Origin of the sequence: Campylobacter fetus subsp. fetus (genome assembly GCF_900475935.1) — a bacterium.
Taxonomy (GTDB): domain Bacteria; phylum Campylobacterota; class Campylobacteria; order Campylobacterales; family Campylobacteraceae; genus Campylobacter; species Campylobacter fetus.
This window is the reverse complement of the sequence record NZ_LS483431.1, coordinates 26,792-40,209: the sequence shown is the minus strand read 5'-3', so window position 1 is coordinate 40,209 and position 13,418 is coordinate 26,792. Positions and strand designations below refer to the sequence as shown.

The window sequence follows — 13,418 nt, the reverse complement described above, 5'->3', positions numbered from 1 at the left end:
CTACATAAAACGAATGGATACCCAATGCCATAAAAAAGATTTAGCCTTTTTTAAATTTAATACTACAAATTTAAAAGGCTAATTCAACTCTTACCAAACTGTGCAAAGTACTTCGCCGCCGACACCTGCTTTGTGGGCTTCGTCGTTGCTTAGAACACCTTTGCTTGTGCTTACTATGATAGTTCCGTAACCGTTTTTAAATCTTTTGATCTCATCTCTACCTTGATAAACTCTACGACCTGGTTTTGAAACTCTTTTTAATTCATTTATAACACTTCTTCCACGCTCGTCATATTTTAAAACTACGTTAATAAACTTTTTATTTCCCTCTTCAACAACGTTATAACTCTCTATATAGCTTTTATTGGCTAAAATTTTCAAAGTTGCTTCAACAACATTTGAATGAAGAAGTTTTGTTGTATCGAGTCTTCTCATGCTAGCGTTTCTAATGCGTGTTAGTCCATCTGAAATTAAGTCATTTATCATCTTGCTTCCCTTACCAACTTGCTTTTTTAAGACCAGGTATTAGTCCTTCGTTAGCCATTTTTCTTAGGCACACACGGCAAATTCCAAAATCTTTATAAACAGAGTGTGGACGACCACAAATTTGACATCTAGTATATCCGCGCGCGCTAAATTTAGGTTTGCGTGCTGCTTTTGCTATCATTGATTTTTTTGCCATATTACTTTCCTTTTGCAAATGGAATGCCGAACAATTCAAGTAATTTGAATGCTTGTTTGTCATCACCCGCTGTTGTAACTATAGTTATATTCATACCATGTGTTCTTAAAATTTGATCATATACTACTTCTGGGAACATTAATTGTTCATTTAAACCAAAATTGTAGTTTCCACGACCATCAAATCCATCTCTTGGAAGACCACGGAAGTCTTTAACTCTTGGTAAAGCAACGCTTACAAGTTTATCTAAAAATGTATACATTTGCTCTTTTCTTAGAGTGACTTTGATACCTACAGGATAGCCCTCGCGAACCTTAAATCCAGCTACTGATTTTTTAGCGTTTGTTACAACTGCTTTTTGACCAGCTATCAAAGATATCGTATCAGCCATATTTTGAAGTAATTTTTGATCTTTTGCGCCCTCGCCTGCTCCAACGCTGATAACAATTTTCTCAATTGCTGGGATAAGCATAGGGTTTTTTATATCAAACTCTTTTGTTAGAGCCGGTTTAATGCTCTCATTATATTTTGCTTTTAGTCTCATACTTATCCCTCAACTTTTGCAACATTTGAAATGTCAATAGGCATCTCTTTGCTAATAAATCCACCATTTGGATTTTTCTCGGTCGGTTTAACCGCCTTTTTAGCAACCTTAACACCCTCAACTATTACCTGACCTTTTTTTGGCAAAACCGCAATAACTTTTGCAACTTTACCTTTATCATCACCTGCGATTACTTTTACTTCATCGCCTTTTTTAATTTTATATTTAACTGCCATTATAGAACCTCCGGTGCAAGAGATACAATCTTCATAAAGTTTGCATATCTTACTTCTCTACCAACCGGGCCAAATATACGAGTGCCTACTGGCTCTTTTTTATTATCAAGTATAACGGCTGCATTTTCGTCAAATCTAATAAGTGATCCATTTGCTCTTTGGACCTCTTTTTTCGTTCTAACTACTACTGCTTTAACTACTTGACCTTTTTTTATTTTACCGTTTGGTAGAGCTTTTTTTACTGAGCAAACGATGATATCGCCGAGGCTTGCATATCTTCTTTTGCTACCGCCTAAAACTTTTATACACATAAGCTCTTTTGCGCCACTGTTATCAGCTACTGCTAGTCTTGTAAAACTTTGTATCATTATTCAACTCCTGTTTTCAAAACCGCTTGTAAGCGGAAGCTTTTTCTAGCACTTAGTGGTCTGCACTCAACAGCAGATATAGTATCTCCTGCTTTTAGTTCATTTTTTTCATCATGAACTAGGTATTTTTTAAAGCGTTTTACAAATTTGTGATATCTTGGGTGCATAACTCTTCTTTCAACAAGAATAGTCGCCGTCTTATCACCAGCCTTTGCAACGACAACGCCTTGAATTTGTCTTTTCATTTCTACTGCCATTGTTCGCCCCTTATTTCGCAGCACTAATTGCAGTGTTAATTCTAGCGATATCTTTTTTAGTCTCGCCGATCTCGTTTGGGTTAGTTAGCTGCATAGTTTTTAGCTTTTGTCTAAGTGTAAATAAAAGCACCTTTTTCTCTTTTAATAAAGCGTTAAGTTCGCTCATACTTTTTGCACTTATATCAATATACTTCATTTTCGCTCTCTTTAGTTACAAACTTAGTCTTAAATGGTAGCTTGTGCATTGCAAGAGTTAAAGCCTCACGAGCAAGCTCTTCACTAACTCCAGACATTTCAAATATAATTCTACCAGGTTTTATATTCATAACCCACTCTTCAACACCGCCTTTACCTTTACCCATACGAGTTTCAAGAGGTTTTTTAGTAATAGGTTTATCTGGAAAAACTCTGATCCAAGTTTTAGCTTGTCTTTTCACATGACGAGTATATGCTTGACGAGCCGATTCTATCTGACGTGAATTTACTCTACCGGCTTCAACAGCCTTTAGTCCAAACTCACCCAAAGCAAGATCTACTCCTCTTGTTGCATAGCCGCGGTTACGACCTTTCATCATTTTGCGATATTTAGTTCTTTTTGGTAATAACATAACTATTTACCCCTTCTAGCACGTCTTGGTTTTTTTGGTGATGTATCTTCATTTTTATCGGCTTGAATACCTTTTTGAAGTACTTCGCCTTTAAAGATCCAAACTTTAACACCTATGTTACCATAAGTAGTATGGGCTTCTGCAAAGCCGTAATCTATTCTAGCTCTTAGCGTATGAAGCGGCACACGACCCTCCAAATACCACTCTGTTCTAGCCATTTCAGCTCCGCCTAAACGACCAGCAACTGAAACTTTGATACCTTTGGCACCAGCTTTTTGGGCACCTTGGATAACTTTTTTCATAGCGCGACGGAAAGCAACACGACGCTCAAGCTGCATAGCTACGTTTTCTGCTGCCAATTGAGCTGAACTTCCTGCTTTTCTCTCTTCTTTGATATTGATAGCGATATCTTTATTTACAAGTTTTGTAACCTCAGATCTCAAATTTTCAATCTCTCCGCCCTTTTTACCTATTATGATTCCTGGACGAGCCGCAACTACGGTAACGCGAAGTTTTTTAGCTGTTCTTTCAACAAGAATTTGACTAACACCAGCATAATATAACTTAGTTTTTAGGAATTTTCTTATTTTATAGTCTTCGCCTATATTTTCTGGTAAAGTCGCTTTTGATGGAAACCATCTAGACTCCCAGTTTCTATTGATACCTAGTCTAAGGCCTATTGGATTAACTTTTTGTCCCATTTTATGCTTCCTTACTTTCAGGTTTAGATACTTCTACAAGAATATGGCTAGTTGGTTTTCTAATTCTACTAGCGCTTCCTCTTGCACGTGGTCTAAATCTTTTAAGAACCGGACCAGCATCTACTCTACAACTTTTTACAACTACCTCTTCTGGCTCAAATCCGCCATTAGCTACAGCTGAGCTGATAGCACTCGCGATATATTTTGCGCCGCGATTAGGCATAAAACTCAAACTTGCAAGTGCAAGCTCTGCGTTCATTCCTTGTACTTCATCTGCTATAAGTCTAGCTTTTGTTGGAGATAGTCTTATGAATTTAATAATAGCTCTACTCATAACTTCCCCTTACTTACCTATTTTCTTTTGCACAGAGCCTTTATGACCCTTAAATGTGCGTGTTGGTGCGAACTCACCGAGTTTATAACCTATGTGATTTTCTGTTACATAAACCGGAATAAAACCCTTACCGTTATGAACGTTAAATGTTAAACCTATCATTTCAGGTATTATCATGCTTCTTCTTGACCAAGTTTTTATCGGCTTATTATCATTAGCAGCTTTTGCAGCTAGAACTTTTTTCATAACATGATCATCGACAAATGGACCTTTTTTTAGCGATCTAGCCATCGTTATTTACCTTTCCTTCTTGATATTATAAGTCTATCACTAGCTTTTTTGCGGCGAGTTTTAGCACCCTTAGTTGGTTTGCCCCATGGAGTAACAGGATGGCGACCTGAATTTTTCTTACCTTCACCACCGCCGTGTGGGTGATCTACCGGGTTCATCGCAGAACCTCTAGTTTGAGGGCGAATTCCTCTATAACGATTACGACCTGCTTTACCGATAGTTACGTTTGCCCAATCTTCATTTCCAACAACGCCGACTGTAGCCATACACTCAGCTAAAACTTGTCTCATCTCACCGCTTGGGAGTCTTAAAATAACATATTTTTCTTCTTTACCCATAAGTTGAGCATAACCACCTGAGCTTCTAGCCATTTGAGCGCCTTTGCCCGGCTTAAGCTCTATGTTATGAACTATTGTACCAACAGGGATACTTTTTAACTTCATAGCATTACCTGGTTTTATATCAAGTCCGCTTTCAGCTGAGCTTATAACATCACCTACATTTAAACCGCTAGGGCGAATAATATATCTTTTTTCGCCGTCGCTATAAGATATAAGAGCTATACGGCAATTTCTATTTGGATCATACTCGATAGTTTCAACTTTTCCAGGAATACCAAATTTCTTTCTTTTAAAATCAATTATACGGTAAAGTTTTTTTGCGCCTGCTTCTTTATGACGACTTGTGATTCTACCATTGTGATTTCTACCTGCGGTAGCCGGAATTTTTACAAGTAAGCTTCTAACGCTTGGTTTAGCAGTTATATCTTCACTTGACAAACCTGTCATAAATCTTCTGCTTGGAGTATATGGTTTAAAACTTTTTATAGCCATCTTACGCCTCCCCATTTTCTAGGCTAACGCCATCTGGTAATTTTACATAGAATTTTTTGAAGTCGTTTCTTACGCCGACTCTTCCTTTAAAACGCTTAACTTTTCCGTCCATTCTTAATGAATTTACTCTAAGCGGCGTTACGCCAAAATACTCTCTTAGCACCTCTTTTAGACCGTTTTTAGTCATTTTTGGTGAAGTTTGGATAACCACTACACCTTGTTCTTGAAGGCCAAGAGTCTTTTCTGTATAAAGTATAGTTTTGATATCTGTTATATCTGCCATTTTTAGCCCTCTTTTACGATAGATTGTAGTGCTGCTTTTTCAGCTATAACCGCACTATAAACTGAAACCAAATATGCATTTACTTCGCTAGCATCTATAACGTAGCAATTTGCTAAATTTCTAAATGCTAAAAGTGTTTTTGCATCAAGTTCATTTTTGATGATAAGTGCATCTCTTACACCGAGTTTATTGATGATAGATGCTGCATCTTTTGTCTTGCCGCTTGATATTTCTATGCTATCAACCGCAAAAAATTTGCCGTTTGCAACTTTGTCATTTAAAGCAAACTCAAGAGCAAGTCTTTTTTGTTTTTTATTAACTTTTTGATCATAATTTCTGTTGTTTTTTGGACCAAATGCAACTGCACCGCCTACCCATACGTTAGTTCTAGTTGAACCAGCACGAGCACCGCCGCGACCCTTTTGTCTCCAAGGCTTTTTACCACCACCACTTACATCTGAGCGACCTTTAGTGTGGGCTGAATTTGCTCTTATACCAGCAAGGTAGCTTTTAACATATAAATATAAATTATGCGAATTTACTTCAGCGTAACTTGCTGGAAGTTCAATCTCGCTTGTTTTTTCAAATTTTTCGTTTAAAACGGCTATTTTACTCATTTGACTATCCTTACTCTACCCATAGCACCGTTAAATCCTGGTACTGAACCTTTTAAAACCAAAATTCCATTAGCACTATCAAAGCTCACTACTTCATTTTTAACTGTAGTTTTCTCATTGCCGTAATGCCCTGCCATTTTTCTACCTGGCTGAACACGACCTGGCCATTCGCAGTTTCCTATAGATCCCGGACGTCTGTGAAAACGTGAGCCGTGACTTGCTGGACCGCCTGAGAATCCGTGTCTTTTTATAACGCCCTGGAAGCCTCTACCTTTAGTATTAAAACTTACTTTTAAAACTTTTGCTTCATTTAGTGGATTTACGTCCAAATCGCCAGCTTCGCTATTTGCAACGCTTAAAGTAGCAAATGAATTAAATTCACTACTCAAACCATATTTTTTTTGCTGACCTTTTATAGCTTTGTTATCTGCTTTTGTATACGCATAAGCCACTATAGCTTTACCGCCTTCGCCTAGCTCGCAAACTTTAGCAGGAACTAGCCTAAGCAGAGTTACAGGAGTACTAGGAGCTGAAACAGTTCTACTCATGCCTATTTTTTCTACAATATATTCCATCATTTATTCCTTTTACTCTTACTTGCCCATAGCACGAACTTCGACATTAACTTCTGGAGCTAAGTCAAGTTTTGTTAAACTATCAACTGTATCAGGAGTAGCTGCTACGATATCTAGCATACGAGCATGAATTCTCATCTCGAACTGTTCGCGAGAATCTTTATTAACATGTGGAGATTTTAACACTGTATAGCGTTTAATCTTTGTAGGCATTGGCACTGGACCTCTTACGTCGGCTCCAGTTCTTTTAACAGCTTCTACGATAGCTGCAACTGTACGGTCTAGAACTCTGTGGTCATAAGCTTTTAGCTTAAGCCTAATTCTTTCCATTGTTTTTCCTTTAAAAATAACTTGTCACGACACGTGACCTTTTGATATAATCAAGCTTGCATAGGCTTTATTTGGGTTAGAATAAGCATACAAGTAAGGCTAAGCCTTCTCATCAAAAGACGCGTATTATATCCAAAACAGAGTGTAAATAGCAAATTTTACGTTGATTTTTATACATTTTTTATAAATATTTTCCTTTAAAAAAGGAATAAATTAAAATTTAAAGCTATTTTGCATATTTTAAATTTAAAAGATTTTTGAGTTCAAAAGCTAAATTTAAAGTTTAGTTAACGGTAAAAATTATAGATTATCGGTTATAGAAAGATTGCTAAATAAGCAAATTTATTATACTATTTCAAATCAATTTTTTAGCACTAATAGATTAAAAAAGCAGAACCAAAGCCGGTTCTGCTATAATTTATAAATTTATATAAATGTTATAAGTCAATTATATCTTAATGACAACCGCAATGTCCACCGCAACAGCCCGAACCTTTATAAATTTCATCTATATAAAATTTAACCGAGCTTAAACTCTCTTTTTTAGCCCATTCATAAGCAGCACTTACAAAGTCCCAATTTATATTTTCATAAAATTTCTCTAAATAAGCAGCTCTTGCATTTCTCGCATCGATATAGTATGCATGCTCCCACACATCAACTACTAAAAGTGGGATCAAACCTTCAGTTACCGGCGTTCCTGCGTTACTAGTGTTTTTTATCTCGAGTTTATGTGAATTTGGATTATAAACAAGCCAAGTCCATCCGGCACCGAATAAAGTAGTAGCGCTCTTTAAAAACTCAGATTTAAAATCCGCGAAATCACTCTGCAAAGCAGTTTTTAACTCATCGCTAATATCTGTCTTAGCAGCTATACAATCCCAGTAAAAATCATGATTGTAAATTTGAGCAGCGTTATTGAAAATCGCACCTTCAGAGTGAGTTAAAATCTCAAAAAGATCGGCACCTTCAAAATCCGTACCTTTTATGAGGTTGTTTAAATTATTTACGTAAGTTTGATGATGTTTTCCATAATGATAGTTACAGGTTTCTTCACTTACGACAGCATTTGTAGCCGGATTAAAAGGCAGTGTTCTTAATTCCATAATTTCTCCTTAATTATTTTTAATAGCATAATTATACACAAAAAAGTTAAATAAGAGAAATATACTCTTAAAAACTACTCTCTACCATCTAATAAAGGAACAAACTCACACTCATCAAGAACTATTTTTTCTAAATTTGAGCCATTTTTTTTAAATTTAACTATAAATTGTTTACTATTTTCTTTAATAGGAGCTACTAAAATTCCGCCATCTTTTAACTGCTCAAAAAGCCTAGTCGGAACACCTAAACAAGCGCAGCTAAGTATTATTCTATCATATGGAGCGTAACTTTTCCAGCCTACGTTTCCATCGTCATATCTTATATTTACATTATTAAAACCGAGTTTTTTCATCTTTAGCTTAGCTTCATTTGCAAGTTTTTCTATACGCTCAATACTAAAAATTCTGTGAGCAAGCATACTTAAAATTGCAGCTTGATATCCGCTTCCGCAACCGATCTCAAGTATATTATCGCAATTTTCAGCTTCCAAAGCAAGTGTCATTTTAGCTACTGTTAGAGGCGAACTAATCCATTGATTGCCTCCAATCGGATGAGCATCTAACTTAAAAGCATTGATCGAAACCGGAACAAAATCCGTACGTGGAGTACTACAAAACGCCTTATAAACCATAGGCGTCAGCTCTATAACATCGGCTATATCATCAGCCATTTTTTGACATCTGGCACGCTCTAAACTATCCATTTTTTCCCTTCAACAAAGGGAAATTATACATAAAATTTGCTTATAGTAGTATTTAAATTAAACGAGTCCTAAAGATTTTTTAAACTCATTAGCCGAATTTGGTTCAAACTCAGAGCTTTTGGCAATGTGACCATTTGGCTTAAAAACTGCTTCGAATTTTAGATCTTTATCGCTACAAGCCACCACGTAGCATCTATTTTGTAAGGCTAAAGCTTCGCACAAAATTTCAAAATGTCTTTTGCGTCCTTTTCCCCAAAGCGATGGCACGAGAATGATATCCGCGCCTTTTAATTTCTCCCAAAGCTCAGTAAAACGTAGCTCAAAGCAGATCAAAACGCCGATTTTAACGCCCTCAAGTTCAAATAAATTTATATCTTCAACTTTTCCAGCTTTGAACTTATCTTGTTCTAAATTCGGAGTAAATAAAATCGCTTTTTTCTGTTTATAAATTTCTTTATCGCCATTTAAAAGTATAAATTCGTTAAAACCATCACTAAAATGAGTAAAACCGAAAAAAGCACCGTTAGAAAGCGATTTTTTTAAATTCGCTATTAGAGCGTTTTCAAAATTATCACCCAAACTTTCATATCCGCTCACGCAAAGCTCACTGCCTAACGCCAATTCGCCCGGTTTTATATCTTTTACTAAATTTAAAAGCTCACTAGCCCTATTTACCACACCAAGCGAATCAAGAGTTAAAGATCTAAGGCTAGAAATCATCAAAAGTAAGGCTTCCTTTACTATAATTCGTAACTTTACTTTCAAAGAAATTACTCTTTTGGTCGTTAAATTTAGCAAAATCATCAACCCACTTTATAGGATGTTTTGCGTTATAAAGCTTTTTAAGCCCGATAGAAGTCAGCCTATCATCAACGAGATAGTGGATGTACTCCTCTATAATATCATCGGTAAAGCCCATTATCTGATTTCCAGTGATGTATTTTCCCCACTCTATTTCAAGGTCTCCGGCTTTTTTGAACATCTCGTAAATTTTAGCTTCGACTTCGCTTGTAAATAGATCTGGACGCTCTTTGCGCACTGAGTTTATCATGTTTTGAAACAAAAGTAAGTGAGTTATCTCATCTCTTTGGATAAAGCGTATCATCTGAGCGCTTCCTAGCATTTTTCCGGCGCGCGCCAGTGCGTAAATCGCTGTAAATCCACTGTAAAAATACACGCCTTCTAAAATTTGATTTGCCACCATAGCAAGAAGTAGTTTCTCATCCGTAACTTCGCCCGCAAGCTCTTCATATACGCTTGAGATATAGTCGTTTTTCTTACGTAAAACGTCGTCGTATTTTTCCATTTCGTAAATCAGATCCGTGTTATCGCAGATCGCTTCTACCATTACGGCGTAACTTTTTGAGTGATTTGCCTCTTCGTAAGCTTGACGCGCTAAGATCGCATTTATCTCAGGAGCTGTGATATAAGGATTTATGTTATCGGCTAGATTGTTTGTCTGAAAACTATCCATAGAAATGAGTTGGCTCCAAACTAAGTCATACATGCGTTTTTCAGCGGTCGTGAGATTACATGCGTAGTCACGCACGTCATCGGTGGTATCGACCTCTTTTGGAAACCAGGTATTTGCTTCCATAAGATCCCAAAGCTTGAGCGCCCATGTGTATTTTGCTTTTGTGAAGTTTAGAATTCCATGCGGATTTCCACCAAATACTTTTCTATCGTTTAAAGTCTCGTTTGAGCTTGGATTATAAATTTTTTTTCTATTCATAATAAATCTTTCAAATTTTAAAGTAGATTAGATTTTATCCAAAAAAGTATTAAATAACTTTGAATACAAATTTATGAAAATAAAATAATAATGCATGCTTTTTAATAATTATTGATAATATATTAATTACATTGGTATTAGAATTCAAATTAAAAAAAGGATTACCGATGAAAAAAGCATTTACGATGGTAGAATTAGCATTTGTTATAGTTATTACCGGCTTATTAGCAAGTGTTAGTATACCAAAACTTACAATGTCAAGAACGGATGCCGAAGTGGCAAAAATAGTAGTCGATATAAAAAATACATTTGATAAAATAAACTCTATCTATATATCAAATAGCTCAGTCAATAAAAAATTAAATGCCGATAAAAACGAAGTTGATAGTTATCTCCATTTAAGATTATTAATAGGAAATGACTCGACATTATCTGATTTTGAGGCGATTAAACGCGGTGCTAAAGAGCACCCTTGGGCAGTTGAATGCTTATTTTATAGTATTGATAATAGCACGATAAAGTTTAAAACCATGTGGCAGCAATCATCTATCTCATGGAAAAAGACCTGCAACGCTCTTTATCTTCACCCTACAATGAAAGAGTGGATACAAAACGGAATTCAATTAGGCGGAGATAGCATCTTAAAAAACAGTTAAATTTATAATTGGATAATTTTTATATAACTGAAATATATAATAAATATCGGAAAATCAAATTTAAATACGAAAAGTAACGATCTGAATAAATCATCCTTGAATTATAAATATTTTTATTATGAATATAAATTTTTCAAATTTCACAACAACTTAAATTTTATACAAATAAATTTTAATATATTATATGACGAAATTTTCGACTATGAAGTTATAATTTTGGTATGTATTTAAAATTTATTTATTTTTATTTATTAAATTTTACAAATATCATTATAGGTAAATTTTATGAAAAAACTTTTGCGGCTATTAAATCTACTCAGCCAAAATGATATTTTAAAAATTACCAAAATCAAAAAATACTAAAAAAGGAAATTTATGACTAAAATTATTTTCAAGCATATTAAAAATAGTCTTATTTTACTATTTTGTATCGCTCTTTTTAGTGCTTGCTCATCAAAAACGACAAATGTAAGCACTCAAAAAATAAATCCATTAGGAAGCATTTTTGGCAAAACGGATGATCCAGATCCGCTAAATTTAGGCGATTTTCCAACTCTTCTAACATCAAATTTTACAAATCCTATGCCTACTAGAACGCCATCGCTACTTAAAAAAGTGGATTTGCCTGTAATGAACTCATTAACACATGGTCCGATGTTTTCAAGTGCTTTTAGTAAACCGGACTTGAATTTCAAACAACCGACTATCAGTCTACAAGGCATCCCGCCTGATCTATTTGATAGAACAAGCGATTTTATGGTGATAATGGGTGCAAACGGCGTTGTGATCACTATTTGGTACACATCTCCTGGAAACTGGTTATGGGGCTACTCGCTCTATGAAAGCGGCAATTTAGGAGGATATCGTGTTTGGCGTCTAATTTTACTACCAAATAATGAAGTCATGATAGTAAATTTCAACACTCGCACGACTTGCATAAATACTTATAAAAACGGAGTAATTCACTCACCTTGCAATAAAGATAATCCTTTTCAGAAATTTACGTTTCGTCCAATGACAAACGGAGCCGTACAAATTTATAACAAAGCTACTAATTCGTGCTTGCAAACGCCTGTTAATAATCTATTCGGTTTTGACGTTTTTGGGGCGATAAATCTTACGACAAAATGCACTGATACTATCGATCAACAATGGTATTTGCTCCCGCCGCCGCAAGTTGGAAGACTATTTTATTAGGAGTAAAAATGCGAAATGTTATTATGATTATATTTATAGCAACTTTAGGCTTTGCAAAACCAGAAGATTATAAAATTGCTACTTGGAATTTGCAAGGCAGTTCGGCTATAACCGAAAGCAAATGGAATATAAGCGTACGTCAAATAATTAGCGGTGAAAATCCAGCAGATATATTAGCCGTTCAAGAAGCAGGAAATTTACCTCAAACCGCTCTTCCTACAGGTAGAAGCATAAATCAAGGCGGCACGATCGTAACTGAGCATTTATGGCAGCTAGGCAGTATATCTAGACCGTTCCAAGTCTATATATATTATGCTCAAATCGACACAGGGGCAAATAGAGTAAATTTAGCAATCGTTTCACGCATAAAAGCTGATGAAATCATCATCTTGCCGCCTCCTACGGTAGCTTCTCGTCCGCTCATAGGTATAAGAATAGGAAACGACGTATTTTTCAACATACACGCTCTAGCAAATGGCGGAGTTGATGCTCCGGCGATAATAAATTCAGTATTTGACAGATTTAGAAATATGCCAAATATCACTTGGATGATTTTAGGCGATTTTAACCGCTCACCTGAGAGTTTAAGAGGAACTCTTGGATTAGAAACTCGCGTCAGAGTAACGTTTTTAGCACCTCCGGCGCCTACTCAAAGAAGCGGCGGAACGCTTGACTGGGCTATAGTTGGAAACTCAGCCGGAGATCTTGTCCGAACTACGCTTGTAGCAGTATTGATGCTAGCAAACCTGCGGACTCACCTAGTTTCGGACCATTTTCCGGTAAATTTTAGAAAATTTGGAGATAACTAATGAAAGCTTTAGCAACAATATTTTTATTTGTAAGCATAAGTTTTGCAAACGAAAACATAACCGACGCTTTTCAAATACGCAATGCAAACACCGGAATTCCTATAAATATAAAGCGATTTTCAGGGCAGTTTAATTACCAAAACTGGTTTTTAAATGATTTAGGAGTAGATTCTAAGATAAAAAAAGTAGATAAATTTTCAAATTCTTTTCCTTTTGGATACGTGCAATTTCAAGTAGCAGCCGACGTAAAAATGTGCCTTCAGATCGCTCCTAGCGGATTTTTAGCACTAAAAAACTGCAAGCAAGACTACGATAGCGGAGAGTTTGAGACTATTTTTCAGATCATCCCTACAAGTAGTGGAGCTATGCAGCTACGATCACTAGTTCTAAAAACAAACGAGTGCTTAGGAACATTTGAAAATCCAAACGTGCCGATCGAAGATAGAGTAGGACTAGTACGCTGCGTTTTAGAATTTTTTGTCGACATAGAGCCTAAACAACTTTTTGTATTTTCACCGCCGCTTAGTGAAGCTAAGGTAATTAGATAAAACAGTC

The 13,418-nt window shown here is 35.9% G+C and carries 24 protein-coding genes; 4 read left to right on the top strand and 20 right to left on the bottom strand.

Annotated elements, in window-relative coordinates; translation table 11 throughout:
* Positions 1-90 precede the first annotated feature (90 nt).
* From rpsH to DQN38_RS00145, 20 genes are all read right to left on the bottom strand, one after another.
* On the bottom strand, positions 91-486 hold the full coding sequence (rpsH, locus tag DQN38_RS00240) for a 30S ribosomal protein S8 (RefSeq protein ID WP_002847989.1): 396 nt from the start codon (positions 484-486) through the stop codon (positions 91-93).
* Between the two features lie 10 nt (positions 487-496).
* Positions 497-682 carry a type Z 30S ribosomal protein S14 gene (locus tag DQN38_RS00235; RefSeq protein ID WP_002847988.1) on the bottom strand — a complete coding sequence of 62 codons (186 nt, stop codon included), beginning with the start codon at positions 680-682 and terminating at the stop codon, positions 497-499.
* A gap of 1 nt (position 683) precedes the next feature.
* The gene (gene rplE / locus DQN38_RS00230; protein WP_002847986.1) at positions 684-1,226 is read right to left on the bottom strand and encodes a 50S ribosomal protein L5; all 543 of its coding nucleotides are present in this window, start codon (positions 1,224-1,226) and stop codon (positions 684-686) included.
* 2 nt (positions 1,227-1,228) lie between these two features.
* Positions 1,229-1,462 (bottom strand): 50S ribosomal protein L24, encoded by a 234-nt coding sequence (gene rplX / locus DQN38_RS00225; RefSeq protein ID WP_002847984.1) that lies wholly within the window; start codon positions 1,460-1,462, stop codon positions 1,229-1,231.
* Positions 1,462-1,830: a 50S ribosomal protein L14 gene (rplN, locus tag DQN38_RS00220; RefSeq protein WP_002847983.1), complete on the bottom strand. Its 369-nt coding sequence runs from the start codon at positions 1,828-1,830 to the stop codon at positions 1,462-1,464. Before rplN ends, rplX begins: the two co-directional genes overlap by 1 nt.
* Positions 1,830-2,075 carry a 30S ribosomal protein S17 gene (gene rpsQ, locus DQN38_RS00215; RefSeq protein WP_370510335.1) on the bottom strand — a complete coding sequence of 82 codons (246 nt, stop codon included), beginning with the start codon at positions 2,073-2,075 and terminating at the stop codon, positions 1,830-1,832. The genes rplN and rpsQ overlap by 1 nt, the downstream gene beginning before the upstream one ends.
* A gap of 22 nt (positions 2,076-2,097) precedes the next feature.
* Positions 2,098-2,283: a 50S ribosomal protein L29 gene (rpmC, locus tag DQN38_RS00210; protein WP_002847981.1), complete on the bottom strand. Its 186-nt coding sequence runs from the start codon at positions 2,281-2,283 to the stop codon at positions 2,098-2,100.
* Positions 2,270-2,695, bottom strand: a complete 426-nt coding sequence (gene rplP / locus DQN38_RS00205; protein ID WP_002847980.1) for a 50S ribosomal protein L16 — start codon at positions 2,693-2,695, stop codon at positions 2,270-2,272. The genes rpmC and rplP overlap by 14 nt, the downstream gene beginning before the upstream one ends.
* Positions 2,696-2,697: 2 nt before the next feature.
* On the bottom strand, positions 2,698-3,396 hold the full coding sequence (gene rpsC / locus DQN38_RS00200; RefSeq protein WP_002847979.1) for a 30S ribosomal protein S3: 699 nt from the start codon (positions 3,394-3,396) through the stop codon (positions 2,698-2,700).
* A gap of 1 nt (position 3,397) precedes the next feature.
* Positions 3,398-3,730 carry a 50S ribosomal protein L22 gene (rplV, locus tag DQN38_RS00195; protein ID WP_002847968.1) on the bottom strand — a complete coding sequence of 111 codons (333 nt, stop codon included), beginning with the start codon at positions 3,728-3,730 and terminating at the stop codon, positions 3,398-3,400.
* Between the two features lie 9 nt (positions 3,731-3,739).
* On the bottom strand, positions 3,740-4,021 hold the full coding sequence (rpsS, locus tag DQN38_RS00190) for a 30S ribosomal protein S19 (protein ID WP_002847965.1): 282 nt from the start codon (positions 4,019-4,021) through the stop codon (positions 3,740-3,742).
* 2 nt (positions 4,022-4,023) lie between these two features.
* On the bottom strand, positions 4,024-4,854 hold the full coding sequence (gene rplB, locus DQN38_RS00185; protein ID WP_111738132.1) for a 50S ribosomal protein L2: 831 nt from the start codon (positions 4,852-4,854) through the stop codon (positions 4,024-4,026).
* Position 4,855: 1 nt separating this feature from the next.
* The gene (locus tag DQN38_RS00180) at positions 4,856-5,137 is read right to left on the bottom strand and encodes a 50S ribosomal protein L23 (protein WP_002847963.1); all 282 of its coding nucleotides are present in this window, start codon (positions 5,135-5,137) and stop codon (positions 4,856-4,858) included.
* A 2-nt stretch (positions 5,138-5,139) separates the two neighbouring features.
* A complete protein-coding gene (rplD, locus tag DQN38_RS00175) occupies positions 5,140-5,754 on the bottom strand; it encodes a 50S ribosomal protein L4 (RefSeq protein ID WP_002847960.1) in 615 nt (204 codons plus the stop codon).
* Positions 5,751-6,329, bottom strand: a complete 579-nt coding sequence (gene rplC, locus DQN38_RS00170; protein ID WP_065843859.1) for a 50S ribosomal protein L3 — start codon at positions 6,327-6,329, stop codon at positions 5,751-5,753. Before rplC ends, rplD begins: the two co-directional genes overlap by 4 nt.
* A gap of 18 nt (positions 6,330-6,347) precedes the next feature.
* Positions 6,348-6,659 (bottom strand): 30S ribosomal protein S10, encoded by a 312-nt coding sequence (gene rpsJ / locus DQN38_RS00165; RefSeq protein WP_002847957.1) that lies wholly within the window; start codon positions 6,657-6,659, stop codon positions 6,348-6,350.
* 455 nt (positions 6,660-7,114) lie between these two features.
* Positions 7,115-7,768, bottom strand: coding sequence for a superoxide dismutase (locus DQN38_RS00160; RefSeq protein WP_065843860.1), 654 nt, complete (start codon positions 7,766-7,768; stop codon positions 7,115-7,117).
* A 71-nt stretch (positions 7,769-7,839) separates the two neighbouring features.
* The gene (locus tag DQN38_RS00155) at positions 7,840-8,469 is read right to left on the bottom strand and encodes a protein-L-isoaspartate(D-aspartate) O-methyltransferase (protein WP_002847951.1); all 630 of its coding nucleotides are present in this window, start codon (positions 8,467-8,469) and stop codon (positions 7,840-7,842) included.
* 57 nt (positions 8,470-8,526) lie between these two features.
* Complete coding sequence (locus DQN38_RS00150) at positions 8,527-9,189, bottom strand: carbon-nitrogen hydrolase family protein (RefSeq protein WP_065843861.1); 663 nt, start codon at positions 9,187-9,189, stop codon at positions 8,527-8,529.
* Complete coding sequence (locus DQN38_RS00145) at positions 9,179-10,201, bottom strand: ribonucleotide-diphosphate reductase subunit beta (protein ID WP_002847947.1); 1,023 nt, start codon at positions 10,199-10,201, stop codon at positions 9,179-9,181. The genes DQN38_RS00150 and DQN38_RS00145 overlap by 11 nt, the downstream gene beginning before the upstream one ends.
* 167 nt (positions 10,202-10,368) lie before the next feature.
* Between DQN38_RS00145 and DQN38_RS00140 the strand changes: the two genes are divergently transcribed.
* The 4 genes from DQN38_RS00140 to cdtC all read left to right on the top strand — a co-directional run bounded on the left by DQN38_RS00140 (position 10,369) and on the right by cdtC (position 13,411).
* Positions 10,369-10,857 (top strand): type II secretion system protein, encoded by a 489-nt coding sequence (locus tag DQN38_RS00140; protein WP_038452562.1) that lies wholly within the window; start codon positions 10,369-10,371, stop codon positions 10,855-10,857.
* Between the two features lie 375 nt (positions 10,858-11,232).
* Positions 11,233-12,054 carry a cytolethal distending toxin subunit Cf-CdtA gene (cdtA, locus tag DQN38_RS00135; RefSeq protein WP_002847943.1) on the top strand — a complete coding sequence of 274 codons (822 nt, stop codon included), beginning with the start codon at positions 11,233-11,235 and terminating at the stop codon, positions 12,052-12,054.
* An 8-nt stretch (positions 12,055-12,062) separates the two neighbouring features.
* Complete coding sequence (gene cdtB / locus DQN38_RS00130; RefSeq protein ID WP_002847942.1) at positions 12,063-12,863, top strand: cytolethal distending toxin nuclease subunit Cf-CdtB; 801 nt, start codon at positions 12,063-12,065, stop codon at positions 12,861-12,863.
* Positions 12,863-13,411, top strand: a complete 549-nt coding sequence (gene cdtC / locus DQN38_RS00125; protein ID WP_065843862.1) for a cytolethal distending toxin subunit Cf-CdtC — start codon at positions 12,863-12,865, stop codon at positions 13,409-13,411. Before cdtB ends, cdtC begins: the two co-directional genes overlap by 1 nt.
* Positions 13,412-13,418 lie beyond the last annotated feature (7 nt).

Coding starts and splice junctions, on each gene's coding strand:
- cdtA (WP_002847943.1), top strand. CDS start 11,233: ATGACTAAAATTATTTTCAAGCATATTAAAAATAGTCTTATTTTACTA.
- rpmC (WP_002847981.1), bottom strand. CDS start 2,283: ATGAAGTATATTGATATAAGTGCAAAAAGTATGAGCGAACTTAACGCT.
- DQN38_RS00150 (WP_065843861.1), bottom strand. CDS start 9,189: ATGATTTCTAGCCTTAGATCTTTAACTCTTGATTCGCTTGGTGTGGTA.
- DQN38_RS00140 (WP_038452562.1), top strand. CDS start 10,369: ATGAAAAAAGCATTTACGATGGTAGAATTAGCATTTGTTATAGTTATT.
- rplE (WP_002847986.1), bottom strand. CDS start 1,226: ATGAGACTAAAAGCAAAATATAATGAGAGCATTAAACCGGCTCTAACA.
- rplP (WP_002847980.1), bottom strand. CDS start 2,695: ATGTTATTACCAAAAAGAACTAAATATCGCAAAATGATGAAAGGTCGT.
- rplC (WP_065843859.1), bottom strand. CDS start 6,329: ATGGAATATATTGTAGAAAAAATAGGCATGAGTAGAACTGTTTCAGCT.
- rplN (WP_002847983.1), bottom strand. CDS start 1,830: ATGATACAAAGTTTTACAAGACTAGCAGTAGCTGATAACAGTGGCGCA.
- DQN38_RS00145 (WP_002847947.1), bottom strand. CDS start 10,201: ATGAATAGAAAAAAAATTTATAATCCAAGCTCAAACGAGACTTTAAAC.
- DQN38_RS00235 (WP_002847988.1), bottom strand. CDS start 682: ATGGCAAAAAAATCAATGATAGCAAAAGCAGCACGCAAACCTAAATTT.
- DQN38_RS00155 (WP_002847951.1), bottom strand. CDS start 8,469: ATGGATAGTTTAGAGCGTGCCAGATGTCAAAAAATGGCTGATGATATA.
- rplB (WP_111738132.1), bottom strand. CDS start 4,854: ATGGCTATAAAAAGTTTTAAACCATATACTCCAAGCAGAAGATTTATG.
- rpsJ (WP_002847957.1), bottom strand. CDS start 6,659: ATGGAAAGAATTAGGCTTAAGCTAAAAGCTTATGACCACAGAGTTCTA.
- rplX (WP_002847984.1), bottom strand. CDS start 1,462: ATGGCAGTTAAATATAAAATTAAAAAAGGCGATGAAGTAAAAGTAATC.
- DQN38_RS00180 (WP_002847963.1), bottom strand. CDS start 5,137: ATGGCAGATATAACAGATATCAAAACTATACTTTATACAGAAAAGACT.
- rplD (WP_002847960.1), bottom strand. CDS start 5,754: ATGAGTAAAATAGCCGTTTTAAACGAAAAATTTGAAAAAACAAGCGAG.
- rpsH (WP_002847989.1), bottom strand. CDS start 486: ATGATAAATGACTTAATTTCAGATGGACTAACACGCATTAGAAACGCT.
- rpsS (WP_002847965.1), bottom strand. CDS start 4,021: ATGGCTAGATCGCTAAAAAAAGGTCCATTTGTCGATGATCATGTTATG.
- cdtB (WP_002847942.1), top strand. CDS start 12,063: ATGCGAAATGTTATTATGATTATATTTATAGCAACTTTAGGCTTTGCA.
- rplV (WP_002847968.1), bottom strand. CDS start 3,730: ATGAGTAGAGCTATTATTAAATTCATAAGACTATCTCCAACAAAAGCT.
- rpsC (WP_002847979.1), bottom strand. CDS start 3,396: ATGGGACAAAAAGTTAATCCAATAGGCCTTAGACTAGGTATCAATAGA.
- rpsQ (WP_370510335.1), bottom strand. CDS start 2,075: ATGAAAAGACAAATTCAAGGCGTTGTCGTTGCAAAGGCTGGTGATAAG.
- cdtC (WP_065843862.1), top strand. CDS start 12,863: ATGAAAGCTTTAGCAACAATATTTTTATTTGTAAGCATAAGTTTTGCA.